The organism is Neisseria mucosa (genome assembly GCF_013267835.1).
Lineage (GTDB): Bacteria > Pseudomonadota > Gammaproteobacteria > Burkholderiales > Neisseriaceae > Neisseria.
Map to the genome: position 1 here is coordinate 642854 of NZ_CP053939.1, position 15436 is coordinate 658289.

17 protein-coding genes are annotated in these 15436 nt (G+C 48.5%); 5 read left to right on the forward strand and 12 right to left on the reverse strand.

Features of this window, described 5'->3' with window-relative positions:
- Nucleotides 1-25: 25 nt before the first annotated feature.
- The 4 genes from FOC66_RS03020 to surE all read right to left on the reverse strand — a co-directional run bounded on the left by FOC66_RS03020 (nucleotide 26) and on the right by surE (nucleotide 3965).
- Nucleotides 26-559: a C40 family peptidase gene (locus FOC66_RS03020; protein WP_003746505.1), complete on the reverse strand. Its 534-nt coding sequence runs from the start codon at nucleotides 557-559 to the stop codon at nucleotides 26-28.
- Nucleotides 560-602: 43 nt separating this feature from the next.
- Nucleotides 603-2126, reverse strand: a complete 1524-nt coding sequence (locus FOC66_RS03025; protein ID WP_003746508.1) for a phospholipase D family protein — start codon at nucleotides 2124-2126, stop codon at nucleotides 603-605.
- Nucleotides 2127-2204: 78 nt separating this feature from the next.
- Nucleotides 2205-3116 (reverse strand): peptidoglycan DD-metalloendopeptidase family protein, encoded by a 912-nt coding sequence (locus FOC66_RS03030; protein ID WP_003746510.1) that lies wholly within the window; start codon nucleotides 3114-3116, stop codon nucleotides 2205-2207.
- A gap of 93 nt (nucleotides 3117-3209) precedes the next feature.
- Complete coding sequence (surE, locus tag FOC66_RS03035) at nucleotides 3210-3965, reverse strand: 5'/3'-nucleotidase SurE (RefSeq protein ID WP_003746512.1); 756 nt, start codon at nucleotides 3963-3965, stop codon at nucleotides 3210-3212.
- A gap of 98 nt (nucleotides 3966-4063) precedes the next feature.
- On the opposite strand from surE, the gene FOC66_RS03040 reads away from it, so the two are divergent.
- Nucleotides 4064-4402, forward strand: coding sequence for a hypothetical protein (locus tag FOC66_RS03040; RefSeq protein ID WP_003746515.1), 339 nt, complete (start codon nucleotides 4064-4066; stop codon nucleotides 4400-4402).
- Between the two features lie 54 nt (nucleotides 4403-4456).
- On the opposite strand, the gene FOC66_RS03045 is transcribed toward FOC66_RS03040, so the two are convergent.
- Nucleotides 4457-4825 carry a rhodanese-like domain-containing protein gene (locus tag FOC66_RS03045; protein WP_003746517.1) on the reverse strand — a complete coding sequence of 123 codons (369 nt, stop codon included), beginning with the start codon at nucleotides 4823-4825 and terminating at the stop codon, nucleotides 4457-4459.
- A gap of 112 nt (nucleotides 4826-4937) precedes the next feature.
- Entirely contained in the window at nucleotides 4938-5273 is a 336-nt protein-coding gene (locus tag FOC66_RS03050) for a carboxymuconolactone decarboxylase family protein (protein WP_003746520.1), read from the reverse strand.
- Between the two features lie 129 nt (nucleotides 5274-5402).
- Here FOC66_RS03050 and FOC66_RS03055 point away from each other — a divergent pair, with 129 nt between their 5' ends.
- A complete protein-coding gene (locus tag FOC66_RS03055) occupies nucleotides 5403-6359 on the forward strand; it encodes a cupin domain-containing protein (RefSeq protein ID WP_003746522.1) in 957 nt (318 codons plus the stop codon).
- Between the two features lie 101 nt (nucleotides 6360-6460).
- On the opposite strand, the gene typA is transcribed toward FOC66_RS03055, so the two are convergent.
- The gene (typA, locus tag FOC66_RS03060; RefSeq protein WP_003746523.1) at nucleotides 6461-8272 is read right to left on the reverse strand and encodes a translational GTPase TypA; all 1812 of its coding nucleotides are present in this window, start codon (nucleotides 8270-8272) and stop codon (nucleotides 6461-6463) included.
- Between the two features lie 419 nt (nucleotides 8273-8691).
- Here typA and bfr (FOC66_RS03065) point away from each other — a divergent pair, with 419 nt between their 5' ends.
- A complete protein-coding gene (gene bfr, locus FOC66_RS03065; protein WP_003746527.1) occupies nucleotides 8692-9156 on the forward strand; it encodes a bacterioferritin in 465 nt (154 codons plus the stop codon).
- Between the two features lie 30 nt (nucleotides 9157-9186).
- Nucleotides 9187-9660 (forward strand): bacterioferritin, encoded by a 474-nt coding sequence (gene bfr / locus FOC66_RS03070; RefSeq protein WP_003746529.1) that lies wholly within the window; start codon nucleotides 9187-9189, stop codon nucleotides 9658-9660.
- 124 nt (nucleotides 9661-9784) lie between these two features.
- On the opposite strand, the gene FOC66_RS03075 is transcribed toward bfr (FOC66_RS03070), so the two are convergent.
- Complete coding sequence (locus FOC66_RS03075; RefSeq protein ID WP_003746530.1) at nucleotides 9785-10900, reverse strand: methyltransferase; 1116 nt, start codon at nucleotides 10898-10900, stop codon at nucleotides 9785-9787.
- A gap of 226 nt (nucleotides 10901-11126) precedes the next feature.
- On the opposite strand from FOC66_RS03075, the gene FOC66_RS03080 reads away from it, so the two are divergent.
- Nucleotides 11127-12920 carry a 2-isopropylmalate synthase gene (locus FOC66_RS03080; protein WP_003746532.1) on the forward strand — a complete coding sequence of 598 codons (1794 nt, stop codon included), beginning with the start codon at nucleotides 11127-11129 and terminating at the stop codon, nucleotides 12918-12920.
- Between the two features lie 82 nt (nucleotides 12921-13002).
- Here the strand turns inward: FOC66_RS03080 and FOC66_RS03085 are convergent, their stop codons facing one another.
- The 4 genes from FOC66_RS03085 to FOC66_RS03100 all read right to left on the reverse strand — a co-directional run bounded on the left by FOC66_RS03085 (nucleotide 13003) and on the right by FOC66_RS03100 (nucleotide 15434).
- Complete coding sequence (locus tag FOC66_RS03085) at nucleotides 13003-13335, reverse strand: hypothetical protein (RefSeq protein WP_003746534.1); 333 nt, start codon at nucleotides 13333-13335, stop codon at nucleotides 13003-13005.
- Nucleotides 13336-13430: 95 nt separating this feature from the next.
- Nucleotides 13431-13916: a 5-(carboxyamino)imidazole ribonucleotide mutase gene (gene purE, locus FOC66_RS03090; RefSeq protein ID WP_003746536.1), complete on the reverse strand. Its 486-nt coding sequence runs from the start codon at nucleotides 13914-13916 to the stop codon at nucleotides 13431-13433.
- A gap of 79 nt (nucleotides 13917-13995) precedes the next feature.
- A complete protein-coding gene (locus FOC66_RS03095; protein WP_003746539.1) occupies nucleotides 13996-14751 on the reverse strand; it encodes a tetratricopeptide repeat protein in 756 nt (251 codons plus the stop codon).
- A 14-nt stretch (nucleotides 14752-14765) separates the two neighbouring features.
- On the reverse strand, nucleotides 14766-15434 hold the full coding sequence (locus FOC66_RS03100; RefSeq protein ID WP_003746540.1) for a class I SAM-dependent methyltransferase: 669 nt from the start codon (nucleotides 15432-15434) through the stop codon (nucleotides 14766-14768).
- Between the last annotated feature and the right edge of the window lie 2 nt (nucleotides 15435-15436).

A 15436-nucleotide genomic window follows, 5' to 3' on the forward strand; every position in this document is an offset into this window, starting at 1 on the left:
GCGATACCTTTCAGACGGCCTTGATTTATTCAGTAAAAAAAGTATGTGCGCCCAAATAGTTTTTGGCGTAAAACGGGGTGGAAAGTTTTTCGGTTTTGATGGTTTTGCCGCTGCTGGGGGCGTGAATAAATTCGCCGTTGCCGATGTAGAGGCCGACATGGGAATATGTGTGTGCACCGCCGGTATTGAAAAAGACAAGATCGCCGGCTTTCAATTTGCCGTCGGGAATTTTCCGGCTGGCTGCGGCCATATCGCGTGCGGTGCGTGGCAGATTGACGTTGAGGGCGTTTTTATAGACGTATTGGATCATGCCGCTGCAGTCAAAGCCTGTGGCTGTGGTGCTGCCGCCCCATTTGTAGGGTGTGCCGATCAGGCCTAGGCTGTGAAGCATCAATTCCTGCGAACCTTGGGTGTGGTCGATATGGGAAATACGGACAGGTTGGACCGTTCTGGCGGTTGTTTGCGGCTTGTGGGATTTATGCTTGCCAGTGGTGCCGCAGGAGGCCAACAATAGGCCGGTGGTACAAACAAATAGGGTTTTGCAGATGAGTCGAGACATGGTGAATTCCTCCGGCCGCATGATTTTTGTTTTCAGACGGCCTCTATAATAATCCTTCTATGGGCAGAATGGACAGGATTTTTGAAGTCATCCGTTTCCAGAACTTGGCTTCGGGCTCGTGTGCGTAAGTTCGTTTTTCGCTCGGGTCATACCAGTATAGTTTATTGTAATTGCCAAGCGTTACCTGATAGGCGTAGCTTGGGGTGGTCGTTACGAGGGTGCGCTGCATTTGGCCTGCGATTTCGGGGCTTTCGATGACGACACCCATTTCGGTATTGAGGCGTGCGGAGCGTGGGTCGAGGTTGAATGAGCCGATGAAAATGCGTTTCTCGTCCACGATGAATGTTTTGGCGTGCAAGCTGGTGGCGGAGCTACCGGTCAAGCCGCGGTCTTTGGAGGTCGGAACGGCGTGGTTGGGCTGGAGCTCGTAAAGTTTGACCCCGGCTTTAAGCAAGGGCTTGCGGTATTTGACGTAGCCGGAATGGACGGCGGCAACGTCGGTCGCCTGGAGGGAATTGGTCAGGACGGTAACGTCCACGCCGTTGTGTATCAGCTTTTCTATGGCTTTGACACCTGATTTTGTGGGTACAAAATAGGGCGAGACAAGGTAAACGCTTTTTTCGGGTTGCTTGAGGGCGTCTTGTAGGCGTTCGGAAATAGGCGGTTTATGCCGGTCGCGGTCTAAGCCTTTGGCCGGATCGTCGCTGATTAAACGTGTGCTGACGCTTTGCCACTCTATAAGGTTGCTCTGCATTTTTTGATAGAGGCTGGAGTGTTCGATGCTTTGGCGATAGCGGATGAGCGTTTGATTTTTATCTTGGTCGGTGTAATTAAGTTCGGCCAGTCCTTTTTGCAGGTTTCCCCGTTTGATGACGCTGGTCGCATTATAGGCGGAATGGCTTGCCCAATAGCGGTCGAAGTCTTGGGAAACTTCGGTTACTACGCGGCCTGTGGCGAGGATATCGAGGTCGGCAAAGATGGTATCGTCGTTAACCTTAAAATATTCGTCGCCGATATTGCGGCCGCCTAAAATGGTGGCACGGTTGTCGGCGGTAAACGATTTATTGTGCATTCGGCGGTTAAGTCGCGGAAAGTCGGCAATATAGCCGAGTGCACGCCATTTTCTGAAAATAAAGGGATTAAACAGACGGACTTCGATATTGGGATGATTGTCAAGTGCCAGCAGGAGATCATCCATGCCGTTGGTGTTGTTGTCGTCCAAAAGCAAACGCACACGGACGCCGCGTTCGGCCGCGCGATGAATCAGGTTGAACAAAAGCTTGCCGGAGATGTCGTTGTGCCAGATATAGTACTGTAAATCAAGGGTATGGTCGGCGGCTTCAATTAAGGCTGCTCGGGCGACAAAGGCTTCATGGGCATCGTTCAGCAGATAGATATGGGAAATATCGGCCTTGGAGGGGGCGGAAGGAATACCTAAGGTGCTGTCCAGCCGCGGCGTTGAAGGGATGTCAAGATAACTGCTTTGGGTGCGTTCGTCCAATGATGGCAAAAACGCGGCGCAACCGCCCAATAGCAGAGTATAAAGAAGAGGAAGATGAAATTTCATGGGAAACCGGTACAAACAATCCCTACCTAAATGACATTTAGGCAGGGATTGAAGTGAAATTAGGTTGCTTGAATCAGCTTAGAAGGCAACATAATTTGCCGGATTGACCGGTTTGCCGTTTTGACGGATTTCAAAGTGCAACTGGGTGCGAGATGCATCGGTATTACCCATGTGGGCAATGGTTTGGCCGCGTTTCACGGTTTGGTTTTCATTAACCAGCAGGCGTTGGTTGTGGCCGTATGCGCTCAAGAATGAGGAGTTGTGTTGGATGATGACCAAGTTGCCGTAACCGCGCAAGCCTGAGCCTGCGTAAACGACTTTACCGTCTGCCGCTGCAACGACAGGCTGGCCTTGAGTACCTGCGATATCCACGCCTTTGTTGCTGCCGCCGAAGTTGGCGATAACGTTACCGGTAGTCGGACGCTGCCATGTGATGCCGCTGACGTTGCGGCTGCTGCCGGTAGATACGGTTGGTGTATTGGCAGGCGTGCTTGGGACCGGAGCAGTGGTTGTAGTTGTTGGCGTCGAAGGTTTGCTTGCAGAAGCTGCAGGTGCAACGTAGCCTTCAGGTTTCACGCGCAGGGTTTGACCAATGCTGATGGTGTTGTCGGCCAGGTTATTCCATGCACGCAGATTGTCTTGGGTAATGTTGTAGCGTTTGGAGATGTTGTAAACGGTATCGCCACGAACAACAGTATGTGTCGCTGCATTGATATCGACAGGCGCATAAGAAGGCGTGTAAGTGCCGGTGCTGCCGCTGTTGTACGTTGGGGCAGGTGTACTTGCCGGCGGAGTGTATGGCGCATCTGCCGCAGGGCTGGTGTTGGTATTGTAAGGCGCGGCACCGTAAGGATTGTCAGCGGTAGAGCTTGTTGTTGAACCACCGCTTTGTGTGCCGACGACTACAGGAGCCGGTTGTTGGCTGGCACAGGCTGCAAGTAATAAAACCAAAGCTGCCGATCCGGCATAAGATACACTTTTTTTCAACATGTTAATGACTTTCGTATTCGGGTAATTGTTCTCGTCGGGGCATATCATAATAAAAATATGCTTGATTCTCAAGTGTTCGGCTGTTAGGGACTGTTAAGGCGCAGGGATTTCTGACCAAAAGGAAGCGGTTTGCTCCATTTGTCCGTAGGCAGTCAAATCGACTTGCAGGGGGGTAATCGTGATGAAGCCGGCCGCGCATTCGCCAAAGTCGGTACCTTCTTCGCTGTCGGAAACATCGCCGACCGGCCCAATCCAATAAATTTGTTCGCCACGTGGATTATACATGGGAACAATGCTTTGTTCATGATGGCGACGGCCGAGCCGTGTTATTTTTATGCCTTGGATATCTTCAGGTGCGACGGCAGGGATATTGATGTTCCATAAGATGGGTTTGGAAATAGGGCGTTTGAGAAAGTAGGAAAGCAGCATCCAAGCGGCTTTTTCTGCGGTTTCCCAATAACGGCCGCTGGAATCGGCAAGCGAAAAGGCAATAGCGGGAATGCCCATCAGATAGGCTTCCGTCGCGGCGGCAACCGTACCGGAATAAAGCGTATCGTCACCCATGTTTGCGCCGTTGTTAATGCCGGATAAGACTAAGTTGGGTTTGAAATCGGCAAGGGCATGCTGGCCGACATGAATGCAGTCGGTGGGCGTGCCATTCACATAATAAAACCCGTTTTCCGCCTGTTTCAGTTGTAAAGGACGGTCTAAAGTCAGGGAATTGCTGACGCCGCTGCGATCGCGTTCAGGCGCAACCACCCTGACATTGGCAAATTCTGCACATACTCTTGCCAAAACTGCCAAACCGGGCGCAAGATAACCATCGTCGTTTGAGATTAATATGTTCATGTGACAATATTGTGTCTATCGGTAAGATGGACGGTATTGTACTGGTTTGCTTGAGCGATTGTCCATGAATCGGCAACGTTTGGGCGGAAAGGATAATAATGAAACATTATGAATTAGACCCCAAAGCTTTATTGGGCGGCGTGATTGCTTCAGACGGCAATCAGGAGATTGTTCAGCTTTCACTGCAGAAAAATAATGAAATTCCGGCATATGAGACGGATGCGATTATTTTGCTTTTGGTTTTAAACGGCAAAGCCGAAATCAAAACGGTGGACGAAGTTTTGCAAACCGAAGGCTTGCAAGTTATCCGACTTGAGCCGATGGAGGCGCACAGCATTCGCGCGTTGTCCGATAACACCAATATTTTGGTTATCAAACAATTGATTCATGAAGCCGGTCTCAGCAAACGTTTGAGATTTGGAAGTTGCTGTCTGTAATGTAATAAAGGCCGTCTGAAAAATTTCAGACGGCCTTTTTAAAATCAGCTAGGTTTATTTCAAACCTTTTTTCACTAAGTCTTCATAACCGCCGTGGTTGGTTACATTGGTGTAGCCGGCTTTTTTCAGTTCGGTCAGTGCGGCTTCTGCTCGGCGACCGCTGCGGCAGTAGAGGTTGACCGGTGCGTTTTTATCCGGGCTGACGGATTTGATGCGTTCAACGATTTGGTCGTGCGGAATATTGAGCGCACCTTGCAAATGGCCTTCTTTGAATTCTTCGGCAGAGCGGACATCAATCCAAACGCCTTTTGCTTTTGCAGGTTGTGCCGCGCTTTTTTCAACTTTAGGCATAGAGGCAGCGGAAGCGGCCAAAGGAGTGGCGATAGCGGCGGCAAAAAGTACGGCGGTCAGCAGTTTCTTCATGATTCAATCTCCTGTTAGATAGAAAATAATATAATAACTATATTAGTTTAGCATTTCATCAGGCTGTCTGAAAGGGGAGTTGTCTTTCAGACGGCCTGATTTTACAAGCTGATTAGCGTTGGGTTTCTACTGCTTCTAAGGCGCGCAAAGCATATGTATAAGCAGCACCTGCGTTTAGAGAAATAGCGGTGGCCAATGCGCCGGCGATTTCGCTGTCGGTTGCACCTGCTTTGGCAGCGGCGGCTGCGTGCACGCTGATGCAGCTTTCGCAACGTGTGGTAATGGCAACGGCAATGGCGATCAGTTCGCGTGTTTTGGCATCCAGTGCTTCGGCAGCGGCTGCTTGTTCCAGCGCGCCGTAGGCTTGCAGCATTTTAGGATGGTTTTTACCCAGTTCGCCGAATGATTTTTTTACCAAGGCGGTATGTTCAGGCCAGTCTTTAAACATGATATGTCCTTTCTTAATGTGAGTGGATAAGATAAAAAATCCTATCCGTTTGTGTTTGGTGTGTGTATTATTGCAATAATTGGAAGATTTTAATCGTCAAAACATCTCATTTATTGGTAAAAAAACACTATGGATATTTTAGATAGGCTGGTCGAATTGGCGCAGATAAAGGGCAGTGTGGATGTTCAGTGCCTGTTTCAAGGGGAGTGGTATGTGCGGCATGAGCCCAAGCGTGCGCATGGTTTGGTGCATATCGTAACTGCCGGTTCGGGCTATATCCGAATTGATGGAGAGAAAGAGGCCAGGCTGCTGAGTGCGGGGGATATTATTTTCTTCCCGCGCAGCGTTGGGCATACTTTGAGCAGCGACAGCAGTTGTGAAAATTTCGGTGTTCGCGTGCTGACGGCTGAGAATGGTGCATTTAAAGTCAAGCAAAGTCATGCCGGTGGAGAGGCGGCTTTGCATCTTTTTTGCGCAAGGTTTGAATATGAAGCGCAGGCGGATATGATGACGGGGCTGCCTGATACCGTTTTATTGAACATCAACCATCCGTCTTTGCAGTATTTGGTGACCTTATTGCAATATGAGAGCAGTCAGGCTTTATCCGGCTCGGTAGCGGTTGTGAATGCATTGGCTTCGGTATTGCTGGTCTTTCTGCTTCGTGCCTGTTTGGAGAAAAATGAGGAAGCGCAATTAAGCGGTTTGCTGAATGGTTGGCAGGATAAACGTTTGCGGAATTTGCTTCAGGCAGTCGTCGAAAAACCGGAAGAAGAATGGAATATTGAGAAAATGACTGCGATGGCCAATTTGTCCCGCGCCCAATTGATGCGGGTATTTAAACAGCAGACGGGAACAAGCCCGCATGCCTTTGTTAACAGCATCCGCTTGCAGCAGGGGGCGTTATTGTTAAAGCAGACGGCGGATTCGGTTTTATCGGTTGCGCTTTCGGTCGGTTTTCAATCGGAAACGCATTTTGGTAAGGCATTTAAAAAGCAATATGGGATATCGCCGGGGCAATATCGTAAAAATGACCGACCTGATGAAGCGGCGGTGCAGGCGGAAGAAATGTCGATTTACTTTATTTAAACAGATGATAAAAGGCCGTCTGAAAGTGTAAAAGTGAAATCTAGGATTTCCAAAACACTTTTCAGACGGCCTTGATTTTAAAGTATGTCAATCAAACAGGATTAGTCCAGTTTTTTGAAATGGCGGCGACGTTCCAACTCGCTCAGGTAACGTTTGCGCAGGCGGATGGATTGTGGCGTGATTTCAACCAGTTCGTCATCGTCGATAAACTCAACTGCGCCTTCCAAAGTCAATTTAATAGGCGTGGTCAGGCGGACGGCTTCATCTGTACCGCTGGCGCGGATGTTGGTCAGTTTTTTGCCTTTCAGAGGGTTTACCACCAAGTCGTTATCACGGCTGTGGATACCGATAATCATGCCTTCGTAGACTTTATCGTTTGGAGAAACGAACATACGGCCGCGGTCTTCCAAGTTCCACAGGGCGTAAGCAACGGCTTCACCTTGCTCTTGAGAAACCAATACACCATTGTGTCGGCCTGGCATATCAGGTTTAACCGGAGCATAGTCGTCAAAAACGTGGCTCATCAAGCCGGTACCGCGGGTCAAGGTCATAAATTCACCTTGGAAACCGATCAGGCCGCGTGCAGGAATATGGTATTCCAAACGCGTACGACCGTTACCGTCGCTTTCCATATTGGTCAATTCGCCGCGGCGGCGGCCGAGTTCTTCCATGACCGCGCCTTGGTTTTCATCCGGTACGTCCACAGTCAGATTTTCGTAAGGCTCGCATTTTTGACCGTCAATTTCACGGAATACCACGCGCGGTTTGCCGACCGCCAATTCAAAGCCTTCGCGGCGCATGTTTTCCAACAAAATGGTCAAGTGCAATTCGCCGCGGCCGGAAACGCGGAAGACATCGGCATCGGCAGTATCTTCAACACGCAGGGCAACGTTGGTCAGCAATTCTTTTTGCAGGCGGTCGCGGATTTGGCGGGAAGTTACGAATTTGCCTTCAGTACCGGCCAGAGGGGAAGTATTGACCATAAAGTCCATGGTCAGTGTCGGCTCGTCCACGCTCAACATCGGCAAGCCTTTGGGATTGTCTTTGTCGGTAATGGTTACGCCGATACCGATGTCTTCGATACCGGAAATAATCACGATGTCGCCGGCTTCAGCTTCTTCCAAAGGTACGCGTTCCAAGCCTTGGAAGCCCAACAGCTGGTTGATGCGGCCTTGGGCGACTTGTTCTTCATGATTCATGACGGCAACGACTTGGCCGGGTTTGATGCGGCCGTTCAGGATGCGGCCAATACCGAGGCGGCCGGTGTAGTTGTCGTAGTCCAGTTGGGAAATTTGCAATTGCAGCGTTTCGTCCGCGCTGCCGCTTGGTGCAGGCGTGTGTTTTAAGATGGTCTCAAACAGAGGACGCATATCGTTGCTCTCGTCGGTTTCTTCCAATTTGGCAAAGCCGGAGAGGCCGGAAGCATAAACAATAGGGAAGTCCAATTGTTCGTCTGTTGCACCTAAGCTGTCGAACAATTCGAATGTTTGGTCGATAACCCAGCTTGGACGGGCGGACGGTTTGTCGATTTTATTGATGACGACGATCGGTTTCAGACCCAAAGCCAAGGCTTTTTTGGTCACAAAACGGGTTTGCGGCATAGGGCCTTCTTGTGCGTCAACCAACAGTACGACGCAGTCGACCATGCCCAATACACGTTCCACTTCGCCACCAAAATCGGCGTGTCCCGGGGTATCTACGATGTTGATATGGTAGCCTTCGTATTCGATGGCGGTATTTTTAGCGAGAATGGTAATGCCGCGTTCTTTTTCAAGATCGTTGCTGTCCATGACGCGTTCTTCGACTTGCTGGTTGGAACGGAATGTACCGGACTGGCGCAGCAATTGGTCAACTAATGTGGTTTTGCCATGGTCGACGTGGGCGATGATGGCAATATTGCGGATTTGTTTCATGATAATTTATAAGGTTTAGCTGGTTGCTTAAAAAAAAGATAACTGGCAATTATAGCACGATTCGCAAGTGATGACGGAATGGGTGATTCAAAAAAATAAGGCAAAAGCAGTTGAGAATAATTCATAATTAAATTTGATTGATTTTGTCGGATTATTTGCTTTTATTTATGGTTAACGAATGTAAATGTTTTTGAATAATGCAATGGATTCTTAATACTAATATCAAAAAAATATTATTAAAAACAGGGGATTAATTTTTCAGACGGCCTTTTGGGTGGGTTAAATTTTTTGATAATTGTTTGTATTTTAAATAAAAAATTTGTCAAAACCGCTACTTGTGCATACAATTCACTCATTCCGTAACAACACACGAATCTTCATTTCGTCATCATCAATTTTTAAAAGAAAGAGAAAGAATTATGCAAGGCAACCAAGCAGTTATTGATTACATGAATGAATTGTTGTCCGGTGAGCTGGCTGCTCGCGACCAATACTTTATCCACTCTCGTCTGTACTCTGAATGGGGTTACAACAAACTGTTCGAACGTTTGAACCACGAGATGGAAGAAGAAACTACTCACGCTGAAGATTTCATCCGTCGTATCCTGATGTTGGGCGGTACTCCTAAAATGACTCCTGCTCCAGTAAACGTAGGTACTGACGTTATTTCTTGCCTGAAAGCAGACTTGAACACTGAATACGAAGTACGCGATGCGTTGAAAAAAGGCATCAAACTGTGTGAAGAAGCTCAAGACTACGTTACCCGCGACCTGATGATTGCTCAGTTGAAAGACACTGAAGAAGATCACGCTCACTGGTTGGAACAACAATTGCGTCTGATCGAGTTGGTTGGCGAAGGCAACTACTACCAAAGCCAAATGTAATTAAGCGTTTAACTGAATAAGGAGCTGAATATGAAAGGCGATCGCTTAGTTATCCGCGAATTAAACAAAAACTTAGGTTTGTTGCTGATTACCATTAACCAATACTTCCTGCATGCCCGCATTTTGAAAAACTGGGGCTTTGAAGAATTGGGTAGTCATTTCTACAAACAGTCCATCCGCGAAATGAAATCCGCAGACGATTTGATCGAGCGTATTTTGTTCTTGGAAGGCCTGCCTAATCTGCAAGAATTGGGTAAATTGTTAATCGGTGAATCTACCGAAGAAATCATTGCCTGCGACTTGAAAAAAGAGTATGAAAAACATGATGCTCTGGTTGCAGCCATCGCCCTTGCAGAAGAGCAACAAGACTACGTCAGCCGTGATTTGTTGGAAAAACAAAAAGACATCAACGAAGAACACATCGACTGGCTTGAAACCCAGCAGGAATTGATTGGCAGAGTTGGTCTGCCAAACTACCTGCAAACAGGGGCGCAAGAGGACTAAAACACAAACCACTGCCAAATATAGCAGTCCCTGCTGCTCCCATCGACGGCATATCTTTACGGATATGCCGTTTTCTTTTATAAAAATGCTTAAAGGCCGTCTGAATGTTCAGACGGCCTTGATTTTATTTTGTTTTCAAACGGTACAGATAGGTAGTTTCCTTATTTCTGGCAAATGCCAAAGGATCGGATTCATCAATTGCTTTTTTATGTTGCGGCTTGGTTTTCAGAATATCGACGACATCGAGTGAGGCCGTTTGAAAGCATTGGTTTAAGAAGTCTTTATCGCGTAAATGCAAGTGTTCTGCCAAGTCGGAAATAATCAGCCAGGCTTCGCCGTTTGGATTTAAGTGGTGACTTACGCCGTTGAGGAAGGCTGTCAACATGGCATTGTTTGGGTCGTAAAGTGCAATTTCAATGGCGGAGGTCGGTTTTGCCGGCAGCCAAGGCGGATTGCAGACGATAAGGTCGGCACAAGTTTCGGGAAATAAATCAATCGATTGGATGTTGACAGCTTTATCTAAGCCTAGACGCTCAAGGTTTGCTGTGGCGCAGGCTATTGCTTTTGGGTTGGTGTCTGTGGCGATGATGTCGGGTATGCCTCGTTTGGCCAAAATTGCGGCAATAACGCCTGAGCCGGTGCCGATGTCAAAGGCCGTCTGAATATTGGGAGCGAGTGGCGCTTGTGCGATTAAATCCAAATACTCGCCGCGCAGTGGAGAGAATACGCCGAAAGGAACATGGATTTTTCCGTCTAGTTGCGAAATGTCTATGCCTTTTTTGTGCCATTCGTGTGCACCGATAAAGCCCAGTAATTGATTCAGCGGCAAAAGAAACGGTTTGTCGTTTGGTGTGTCGTAAACATTGTGCAAGGCGGCGTAGATATCGGGTGCACGCGCATTGTCCAGTTGAAAATTAGGTTGGATTTCGATGGCAAGCATATTGAGCAACCGGCTTTGTTGCGCTTGTTTCATACGGTGGGCATGAAAGGCCGTCTGAATATCGGCAGGTGCGCCTTTCTTTTTTTCAGACGGCCTGCGGATACGTTTTTTCATTGCAGATAAGACTTGCTTGGCATTATGAAAATCACCAGTCCAAACGGTTGCAGTTTGCGCGTGGGCATTTTTTAAGATTTCTGCTGCGCCTGCTTCTTGTATGTAAACAGCCTGCTTAGGCGGCTTTTGTGTGCTTTCGTTGCGCCATTCGATGTCGGAACGGTCGGTAGGGATGGTGTGGGGCATAGTGTGTTTTAAATCGGGGAAATAGGGGATTAGTTTACTATATTTAGGATGTGTTCGGTTTGAGAGGGGCTTTTAATAGTTCAAATTAGACAAAATGTATAAAAATTTCTCAATTTTTAAAATTTACACCAATTTTTTGATAAAAATAGATTGTCGTTTTGTCTAAAATAAGTATAATGCAAAACCTAAACACAATAATCTTAATCAGATTTGGACAAGGAACATCATGCAATTAGACATTGACCGTTTGGTTGCCTATTTTGGCGGCGTAAACGCGCTGGCCGAAGCCCTGAAACAGCATGACCCGGAAAATGCTGCAACGACGGCGGCTATCTATAAATGGCGTACACGCGGTTCCCTGCCTTTGGCTCAGTTGCAAAAACTAACCGCTTTGGCGGAAGCGCAAGGCAGACCGCTTGATTTGAATGCTTTTTTACAAAAAAACGAATCTCTGGAGAGAACAGAAATGACACAAACCAACCGCGTTATCATTTTCGATACCACCATGCGCGACGGCGAGCAGTCGCCCGGTGCATCCATGACCAAAGAGGAGAAAATCCGTATTGCCCGCCAGTTGGAAAAGATGGGTGTCGATGTGATTGAAGCAGGTTTTGCCGCAGCCAGTCCGGGCGATTTCGAGTCGGTTAATGCGATTGCCAAAATCATCACCAAATCCACAGTCTGTTCGTTAGCGCGTGCCGTTGAAAACGATGTGCGCAAAGCGGGCGAAGCCGTTTCCCCCGCACCGAAAAAACGTATTCACACTTTTATCGCCACCAGCCCCATCCACATGGAGCACAAACTGAAAATGAAGCCGCAGCAGGTCATCGATGCGGCGGTCAAAGCGGTGAAAATCGCCAAAGAATACACTGACGATGTGGAATTTTCCGCCGAAGATGCCGTGCGTTCGGATTTGGACTTCCTCGCCAAAATCTTTACGGCGGTTATCGAAGCGGGCGCAACCACCATCAATATTCCCGATACTGTCGGCTACTCCATCCCTTCCGTATGGTACGAGCGTATCAGTAACATCATCAAAAGCGTGCCCAATGGAGACAAAGTAGTTTGGTCGACCCACTGCCATAATGACTTGGGTATGGCGGTTGCTAACTCATTGGCTGCTGTTCAGGCAGGTGTGCGCCAGGTGGAATGTACTATCAATGGTTTGGGTGAACGTGCTGGTAATGCCAGCCTTGAAGAAATCGTGATGGCGTTGAAAGTGCGTCATGATTTGTTCGGCTTGGAAACCGGCATTGATACCACGCAAATCGTGCCGGTATCCAAACTGGTGTCCACCATTACCGGTTATCCGATTCAGCCAAATAAAGCGGTAGTCGGCGCAAACGCCTTTGCACATGAATCAGGCATCCACCAAGACGGCGTGTTGAAACACCCTGAAACCTATGAAATTATGACGGCCGAATCAGTCGGCTGGTCAACCAACCGCCTGACTTTGGGCAAATTGTCCGGTCGCAGCGCATTCCGCAGCAAGCTGGCAGATTTGGGCATCGAGTTGGAAAGCGAAGAGGCGTTGAATGCGGCATTTGCACGCTTCAAAGAGCTGGCGGATAAGAAACGCGAAATCTTTGATGAAGACCTGCACGCTTTGGTGTCTGACGAAATGGGCAATATGAATACCGAAAGCTACAAATTCATTTCCCAAAAAATCAGCACTGAAACTGGCGAAGAGCCGCGCGCCGATATTGTGTTCAGTATTCGCGGTGAAGAAAAACACGCTTCCGCTAGCGGCTCAGGCCCTGTTGATGCCATCTTCAAAGCCATTGAAAGTGTGGCGCAAAGTGGCGCAACCTTGCAGATTTACTCTGTCAATGCGGTAACTCAAGGTACAGAAAGCCAAGGTGAAACTTCCGTCCGCCTGCAACGTGGCGACCGTGTGGTCAACGGCCAAGGTGCAGATACCGATGTATTGGTGGCAACTGCTAAAGCCTATTTGTCTGCGCTGAGTAAATTAGAATTCGGCCAAGCCAAGCCAAAAGCGCAAGGCAGAGGCATGATTTAATGTTTTGAAAAAGTAAAGGCCGTCTGAAAACGTTGTAATACGTTTCAGACGGCTTTTTTATTAGACCGAAGAACCAGCTCGATTATTGAAGTTTCAGCAGCCTATCTTGTTCGACGGACAATACGCCGTTTACCTTTTTGAAATAGGCAATGGAATCTTCAATCTTGGTCTTGGAAGACGGACGAATAGCAATGCCGTTCAGGTTTTTGTATTCATAAATCAAACTTGCGCCGGAGGCTTTCACTGCTTTTAACAATGGCGCAGAACCGGTCTGTGTATCATAGAAGATAATCAGGTTGCCGGTAGTATCTTGAGCTTTTTGCTGAGATGGAATGGCGGTTGATTGAGCAGGAATACTTGGGCTTTGGCAGGCACAAAGTAGGGTGGAGAGTAGGATGAATGCCAGGGGTTTCATGATGTTGATTTAATTTGATCAATAAACAAGGCCGTCTGAAAAGTGTAAAACGAAATCTAAGTTTCCTTTTACAACTTTCAGACGGCCTTAGTCCGTTATGCTTCGGGCAATTCCATGGCTAAAACGGTTTGCTCTTGTTTGGCACGGAAAGCCGCCAATTTTTCAGCCAATTCAGGATTTTCGTTGGCTAAAAGTGAAATGGCAAACAGCGCCGCATTGGCCGCGCCTGCTTCGCCAATGGCAAATGTGGCAACTGGAACGCCTTTGGGCATTTGCACAATTGAAAGCAGGGAATCTTCGCCGCGCAGATATTTGCTGGGAACGGGTACGCCCAAGACGGGGACAGTGGTTTTAGCTGCGACCATACCCGGCAAGTGCGCCGCGCCGCCTGCACCGGCAATAATGGCTTTGATGCCGCGTGCGCGTGCGGTTTCGGCGTATTCAAACATCAAATCAGGCGTACGGTGTGCCGAGACGACACGCGCTTCGTATTCAACACCGAATTCTTTGAGAAATTGTGCTGCCTGCTGCATCACCGGCCAATCGCTGTTGCTGCCCATAATAATGCCGACTTGGATCATGAAGAGTTCCTTTTGTTTGAATGGATTAAGGGTAAAAAATATTCAGACGGCCTTGGGGATGATAAGGCCATCTGAACGTTTATCTTTGTTTCAGGCTGATTGCAGCGCGTTTTGCCGCTTCGCTGTTGGGGAAGCTTTGCATCAGTTTGCGCCATGTGCTGCGGGCAATGTCTTTTTGTTGCAGTTTGTATTGGCACTGGCCGATGCTGTACATGGCGTCCGGGGCTTGCGGGCTGTTGCGGAATCGATTCGCATAGCGGTTGCCGATTTCGATAACGGATTCGCAGTTGCCCAGACGCTGTTGGCTTTGCAGAAGTAGATACATATTGCGGCGGGCAATTTCGCTGCCGTTGCCGCCGTCGGCTTCTTTCAAAATGGCCACTGCGGCGGAGAAGTTGTTGCGCTGATAGTATTTTTGCGCCTGGTTATAAAGGCGCAGCTCGTTTTGTGCGGCTGAATCTGTTTCAGACGGCACGCCGCCGCCATTGGCCAAATAGTTCATTTTCAGCTTGCGGTCGTCCAATCGCTGGGCTTTGGGTTTGGGAGCCAAAGGGGTTGGACGTTTGATAGTTCGCTGTTGTTCCAATGTGTGCAGGCGTTGATTTAATTCTTCAACGGTGCGTTCCAGTCGGGCGATTTGTATGCCCAAGTGGTCAATCTGGGTTTGTTCGTCCAAGCGCGGATAGGGAATATTTTTTTCAGGCAAAGGCTCGCGCGGAATATCCGGCAGGACAAAGTTGGCATTGTCGGCAGGTTGATGGGGATGGGAAACGGCGCATGATGCGGCCAATAGAGTAAGCGGTAAAAGAAACAGGGAACGTGATAATGTTTTCATCAGATTGTGTCGTTTTATTTTTTTAGCAGCAGTGTCAAACCGTCGCCGATAGGCAGGGTAATGGGAATAATGCGTGTATCGTGCGGCAGGTTTTGGTTGAAATGGCGCAGGATATCCAGGCTGGGTGGATCGTTTTCGGCAGCTTCATTCATGACGCGCCCACCCAACAAGATATTGTCGATGGCAATCACGCCGCCACTCCGTACCAGTTGTAAACAGCGTTCAAAATATTTCGGCGTAGGCGGTTTGTCGGCATCGATAAGCGCCAAGTCGTAGCTTTCCGATTCGCCTTGCGTTATCAAATCGTCCAAAGTCAGCAAAGCCGGCTGCAGATGAAGCGAGATTTTATGCGCTATGCCTGCTGCCTGCCATGTTTCGCGGGCAATATCGGTAAAGGTTACATTGATGTCGCAAGCCATGATTTTGCCGTCTTCGGGGAGGGCAAGCGCTATGGCGGTGCTGCTGTAACCGGTAAAGACGCCAACTTCCAAATATTTTTTGGCATTCAATAATTTGGCCAACCACACCAACATGGCTGCCTGCTCTTGGGCGATGGCCATCTTTCCCAGACGATGTGATTGGGTACGCTCGCGCAATGCGGTCAAAACGGGATGTTCGGATTGACCGATGCTGTTGAGGTAATGTTGTAATGCCGGATCGGTATTGTGCGTGTTGGTCGTCATGC

Coding starts and splice junctions, on each gene's coding strand:
- FOC66_RS03020 (WP_003746505.1), bottom strand. CDS start 559: ATGTCTCGACTCATCTGCAAAACCCTATTTGTTTGTACCACCGGCCTA.
- FOC66_RS03025 (WP_003746508.1), bottom strand. CDS start 2,126: ATGAAATTTCATCTTCCTCTTCTTTATACTCTGCTATTGGGCGGTTGC.
- FOC66_RS03030 (WP_003746510.1), bottom strand. CDS start 3,116: ATGTTGAAAAAAAGTGTATCTTATGCCGGATCGGCAGCTTTGGTTTTA.
- surE (WP_003746512.1), bottom strand. CDS start 3,965: ATGAACATATTAATCTCAAACGACGATGGTTATCTTGCGCCCGGTTTG.
- FOC66_RS03040 (WP_003746515.1), top strand. CDS start 4,064: ATGAAACATTATGAATTAGACCCCAAAGCTTTATTGGGCGGCGTGATT.
- FOC66_RS03045 (WP_003746517.1), bottom strand. CDS start 4,825: ATGAAGAAACTGCTGACCGCCGTACTTTTTGCCGCCGCTATCGCCACT.
- FOC66_RS03050 (WP_003746520.1), bottom strand. CDS start 5,273: ATGTTTAAAGACTGGCCTGAACATACCGCCTTGGTAAAAAAATCATTC.
- FOC66_RS03055 (WP_003746522.1), top strand. CDS start 5,403: ATGGATATTTTAGATAGGCTGGTCGAATTGGCGCAGATAAAGGGCAGT.
- typA (WP_003746523.1), bottom strand. CDS start 8,272: ATGAAACAAATCCGCAATATTGCCATCATCGCCCACGTCGACCATGGC.
- bfr (WP_003746527.1), top strand. CDS start 8,692: ATGCAAGGCAACCAAGCAGTTATTGATTACATGAATGAATTGTTGTCC.
- bfr (WP_003746529.1), top strand. CDS start 9,187: ATGAAAGGCGATCGCTTAGTTATCCGCGAATTAAACAAAAACTTAGGT.
- FOC66_RS03075 (WP_003746530.1), bottom strand. CDS start 10,900: ATGCCCCACACCATCCCTACCGACCGTTCCGACATCGAATGGCGCAAC.
- FOC66_RS03080 (WP_003746532.1), top strand. CDS start 11,127: ATGCAATTAGACATTGACCGTTTGGTTGCCTATTTTGGCGGCGTAAAC.
- FOC66_RS03085 (WP_003746534.1), bottom strand. CDS start 13,335: ATGAAACCCCTGGCATTCATCCTACTCTCCACCCTACTTTGTGCCTGC.
- purE (WP_003746536.1), bottom strand. CDS start 13,916: ATGATCCAAGTCGGCATTATTATGGGCAGCAACAGCGATTGGCCGGTG.
- FOC66_RS03095 (WP_003746539.1), bottom strand. CDS start 14,751: ATGAAAACATTATCACGTTCCCTGTTTCTTTTACCGCTTACTCTATTG.
- FOC66_RS03100 (WP_003746540.1), bottom strand. CDS start 15,434: ATGACGACCAACACGCACAATACCGATCCGGCATTACAACATTACCTC.